Origin of the sequence: Streptomyces sp. NPDC058534, assembly GCF_042717365.1 — a bacterium.
Lineage (GTDB): Bacteria > Actinomycetota > Actinomycetes > Streptomycetales > Streptomycetaceae > Streptomyces.
Map to the genome: position 1 here is coordinate 115,453 of NZ_JBHXNW010000019.1, position 3,905 is coordinate 119,357.

General features: G+C 69.5%; 4 protein-coding genes. All 4 read left to right on the top strand.

Annotated elements, in window-relative coordinates; all coding sequences use genetic code 11:
• Positions 1–567 precede the first annotated feature (567 nt).
• Positions 568–1,329 carry an XRE family transcriptional regulator gene (locus ACFWR9_RS14765; protein WP_383840964.1) on the top strand — a complete coding sequence of 254 codons (762 nt, stop codon included), beginning with the start codon at positions 568–570 and terminating at the stop codon, positions 1,327–1,329.
• Positions 1,330–1,331: 2 nt separating this feature from the next.
• Positions 1,332–1,802 (top strand): NUDIX hydrolase, encoded by a 471-nt coding sequence (locus tag ACFWR9_RS14770; protein WP_383840967.1) that lies wholly within the window; start codon positions 1,332–1,334, stop codon positions 1,800–1,802.
• 67 nt (positions 1,803–1,869) lie between these two features.
• A complete protein-coding gene (locus ACFWR9_RS14775; RefSeq protein ID WP_383840970.1) occupies positions 1,870–2,904 on the top strand; it encodes a P1 family peptidase in 1,035 nt (344 codons plus the stop codon).
• 216 nt (positions 2,905–3,120) lie between these two features.
• Positions 3,121–3,905 (top strand): DUF6227 family protein (locus tag ACFWR9_RS14780; protein WP_383840973.1); only part of this gene is annotated, 785 nt, incomplete at its 3' end.

The window sequence follows — 3,905 nt, forward strand, 5'->3', positions numbered from 1 at the left end:
GGGGCGTGGCGGTAGGTGTCTGTCCTTGGTGTGGTCGGCGCGGCGTTCGCGGGCTCGAGCGCGGGCGCGCACACCCCCCCGCCCCGCGCTGAGCCGTCGGCATGATCCTGCGTGGTCGGACTCAGAACACGATCACGGGGACATCGGGGCCGCTTGTGCACTCAGGGCACGGCAGCATTCCGGTGCGCCGGCAGTCAGTACACCCGCCGAACCCGCAGCACCGCGAGCACCACACGGTTCGGTATCCGGCGCAGCGACCGCACAGCGTGGATATGCCGTGCAACCACTCAAGCAACGACGGAGCACGCGAAGGGTCGAAGGGGCGTTGTCCGGCACAGGGCTTCGGGCGTTCCGGCGCCATCGTCATCCATGCCCGTCCGGGTGCCGTGCCATGAGTACGTTGCAGTCGCTCACGGTCGTCATGTCGCCGCCTGCCCGCGCACGGTCGCGAACGTTGGCCAACTCGCGACAGCCGGCGCAGCCAACGACCGGTTCCGGGTCCAACTTCTTTGCCCAGTAAGGCAATTGTACCGGCGCACTGGGGTATCTCCTCGGCTCAGTCATGGCGTGATCGTCGCGCCGCTCGTTGGGACGGCGGAACCTCGTACGTTTCCCACTGCGGGACGTCCCACAGCGGCGACTCTCGCCACCTCGACGGGCGTTGACCCGAAGAGCGTCGAGCGCTGGGTGAACCTGGGGCGGGTCCCCCGTCGGGCGACCGCGATGAAGGCCGCTGAGACTCTGGGAGAAGACGTTCACGCCCTTTGGCCAGCGCTTCGGCAGGCACGTGGCGCGCGGGCTGTGAGTCCGGAACTGGTCGCGCTCTATGAGCAGCGGGCAGACCTTCCCGTTTCTGTTTTCGTTGACTTGATCACTCAGGCCAGGGAATGCGTAGACATACTCATCTATGCCGCCGTTTTTCTGCATGAGGCGTACCCCAGGCTGAATGACCTACTGCGCGAACGCGCCGCGGAAGGGTGCGCGGTGCGGATCGCGCTCGGAGACGCGAGCAGCGAGAATGTCCGACTTCGCGGCACGGGGGAGAAGTTCGGACATGGCATTGAATCGCGATGTCGACTCGCGCTCATGCACTACCGACCGTTGCTGGGGGTACCTGGTATCGAGTTACGGACGCACGAAACGACGCTGTACAACAGTTTGTATCGCGCTGATGACCAGGTGTTGGTCAACGCACACGTGTGGGGCGTAAACGCTTACGGCGCCCCGGTATGGCACCTTCGACGGAATACCGACGGCGGGATATTCGACACGTACGCCGAGAGTTTCGACGCGGCATGGGACACGGCGACGACGGTCAAGAAGGGTTAGAAGTGGCACGCATCGAGTACTACGACGACGCAAACGCGCCCAAACCCAACAGCCTCGTCGTCGCTGCCTCAGCAGTCGTGACCGACGACAAGGGGAGAATTCTGCTCCAGCGCCGGAGCGACAATGATCTATGGGCACTCCCCGGCGGTGGCATGGATATGACCGACTCGCTACCGGGAGCCGCCGTGCGGGAGGTCAAGGAAGAGACCGGCTTTGACGTGGAGATCACGGGGCTTGTCGGTACGTACACGGACCCGCGCCACATCATTGCCTACAGCGATGGGGAAGTGCGGCGACAGTTCAATGTGTGCTTCAGGGCGCGCATTGTGAGCGGGTCACTCACCGTGTCAGCCGAGTCGACCGAAGTTCGCTTCGTAGATCCCTCCGAGATCGACGCGCTGCCCATACACCACACCCAGCGGCTACGGCTTCGGCACTTCCTGGACAACCGGCCGACCCCGTATCTGGGATGAGCGCCTGAACTGTGCAGCCGACGCCTCTTGCCGCCCAGGGCACCGACTTGTCGACGAGACTGGCGGTATGACAGTTGACGCATTGACGGACGTCGCCGGTCTGCTGGTGGGGCACGCGACGCGGCGCGGCGACGGGTGGCTCACGGGGACGACGGTGGTGCTCGCGCCGGAGGACGGGGCGGTGGCGGCCGTGGACGTGCGCGGCGGGGGCCCCGGCACCAAGGAGACCGACGCGCTCGATCCGCGGAACCTGGTGCAGAGGGTACAGGCGGTGGTGCTGACCGGCGGCAGCGCGTACGGGCTCGACGCGGCGTCGGGGGTGATGGCCTGGCTGGAGGAGCGGGGGCGCGGGGTGCGCGTGGGACCGGACCCCTCGCATGTGGTGCCGGTGGTGCCCGCGGCCTGCGTCTTCGACCTGGGGCGCGGTGGCGACTTCCGGGCCAGGCCGGACGCCGCCACCGGACGGGCGGCGGTCGAGGCGGCCCAGGCGAGCGCGGGCTCCCCCGGCGCCGGAGTGCCGGAGGGATGCGTCGGGGCGGGCACGGGGGCCGTGGTCGGCACGCTGAAGGGCGGGGTCGGCACCGCGAGCACCGTGCTGGACTCGGGCATCACGGTGGCGGCGCTGGTGGTGGCCAACGCGGCGGGGTCGGTGACGGATCCGGAGACGGGAGCGCTGTACGGGGAACTGTTCGGCGGCGGGCGGGTCCCATACCCGGCGCCGGAGGTCCACGAGGCGGCGGAGCGGCGGCTGGCGGAGGTCGCGGCGAGGAACGCGCCGCCGCCGTTGAACACCACGCTCGCCGTGGTCGCCACCGACGCCGACCTGTCGAAGGCGCAGGCGCAGAAGCTGGCCGGCACGGCGCACGACGGCATCGCGCGCGCCGTGCGGCCGGTGCACCTGCTCAGTGACGGGGACACGGTGTTCGCGCTGGCGACCGGGGCGCGTCCGCTCGCCGAGGGGCAGCCGCTCGCGCTGAACGAGGTGCTGGCGGCGGGCGCGGACATGGTGACGCGCGCGATCGTCCGCGCGGTCCGGGCCGCCGGGCCGGTGGACGGACCGGGCGGGGCCTGGCCGTCGTACGGGGAGCTGTACGGCGGGTGACGGGGAACGGCCGGGCGGTGTGGAAAAGTTGCGGCGGATGTCGTCCGACCTGCCGTTGAGCAGCGGATTTTGACTGAACGTCGGGTCGCGCGGGAACTTTTCGCGCGGCCGGCGGGTTTTTCGTGCGTACGTTTTCTCGGTTCCCGGACATGATGTCCGACCGAGGGGCTACGGTATGCACCCACAAGGTGACATGCAGCAACGCCGGGAGAAACCTTGAGCGTTCCGTACGAGACGGCAGCGTACGAACCACCCGAGTCGATCGAGTCTCCGGAGGAGCACCTCATGCGGCTGCTGGGTCGCGCCCTGAACTCGTTCGAACTGCCCGACGAGACGATACGGCGCCTGGACTGCGCGCTGGCGCACGACGGTTCCCTGCACTCCGCGCACCACAGCGCGGGGCTGCACCGCGAGACGTACCGGCACACCTGGCTGCTCGCCGACGGTTCGGCGCTCACGCTCTGGGAGCTGGTCCACAACACCGTTCCGGGCGGTGAACCGCAGCACGAGGTGTACCTGGACGACGAGGAGCTGCGCACCGCGACCTCCCGGCTGGCGCTGCCGCCGGAGACGCCGGACTTCGAACTGCCGGTGCAGGTGCACCTCTCCCCGGTCCCGGCCCCGCGGCACACCTACGTGTCCGACGCCTCGGCGGACCACGCCCGCCGGCTGCTGCGCCGCGCGGAGAACACGGACCGGCCTGGATCCGAGCTGGCCGAGCTGCTGGCGACGGCGTCCGCGCACCAGATCATCCAGGCCTTCGGCGCCCCCGGCCGCGCGGGCCGCGCCCGGGCCGGCTTCTCGCTCTACGAGCACGCGTTCCTGCTCCGGGACGGCGCCGAGGTCTCCCTCTGGGAGGTCGAGCACACGGCCACGCCCGACGGACGGCACATGTGCGAGGTGTACGACAGCGAGGACGGGGCCCCCCCCCCGCTGGAGCGGGCGGCCGCGCGCGGCTACACCCGAAGGGGGTGGGGGGAGCGGGAGGATGAGTTAGAGAA

Bases quoted from the DNA above. Each gene is read 5' to 3' on its own strand.
- ACFWR9_RS14775 (WP_383840970.1), top strand. From the start codon at position 1,870: ATGACAGTTGACGCATTGACGGACGTCGCCGGTCTGCTGGTGGGGCAC.